This is a genomic window from Burkholderia sp. 3C (assembly GCF_054589155.1).
In genome coordinates this window covers 356,493-357,362 of the sequence record NZ_BAAILN010000066.1, presented here as the reverse complement: position 1 = coordinate 357,362, position 870 = coordinate 356,493, and the positions used below count along the sequence as shown (strand labels likewise).

Sequence of the window (870 nt, the reverse complement as noted above, 5' to 3'; positions counted from 1 at the left end):
CGCGGCGGCCGCCGCGCCCACCAGCGGCCCCGGCACCGAGACGCCCCGCGCTGGCCGCGCGCCGAGCGCGGCGCGGTAGATCGCCAGCATCTCCCCGTAGCTCACTTCTTGGCCGCCCACCACATCGACGATCTCGCGGCCCGGCGTGCCGCGTTCGAGCCAGCGCACCACCAGTTCGGCGAGATCGTCGCGATGCACGGGGCGCAGCCGCTGCCGTCCGCCGTCGGGCAGCAGATGCAGCGGCAGGCTCGCGAGCGCCGCGAATAGGCGCGTCGAGTGGCCGGCCGGATCGAACACCAGCGCCGGGCGCGCGACCAGCGCGTCGCCGGGCATCGCCAGCAGATGATGGTCGGCGTCACGCTTGCTGCGCAGGAACGGCGTGGCGCCGGCTTCAGCGCCGAGCGCGGAAATTTGCACGATGCGCCGGCCGCCGGCGGCGCGGCATGCTTCGAACAGCGCGACCGGGGCCGCGCGGTGAACGGCGTCGAAACGTTGGCCGCCGCGTTCGGTCAGGATGCCGACGGCGTTGACCACCGCGTCCACTTCCGCGATGCGCGGCAGCCAGGCGGCGATGTCGTGATCGCTTTGGTAATCGATGGCGATGTCGCCGGCCCGGCGCGGTGCGCGCACGCCGGCAATCACGTCGTGCCCGTGCGCCGCGAGCCGTTCGCAGATCGCGCGGCCGATCGTGCCGTTCGCGCCGCAGACCAGCACTTTCATGCCGAGGCTCCAGTGGTTTCAGCGGCGATCGCGGCTTGCGCCGGCGCGACTGGCCGAGGCACGGCGGCGGCCGGGCTCGCATCGACCGGAATCTGCCGCGCGATCCGCGACGCGATCGCGATCAGCGGCACGATCGCGCCGAGCAGCGAC

At 73.8% G+C, this 870-nt stretch carries 1 protein-coding gene; it reads right to left on the bottom strand.

Translation table 11 applies throughout. The features are described 5' to 3' along the window. Positions 1-720, bottom strand: a 720-nt coding sequence (locus ACYP33_RS11945; protein WP_459621832.1) for an NAD(P)H-binding protein, incomplete at its 3' end; no start/stop codon positions are given. Positions 721-870 lie beyond the last annotated feature (150 nt).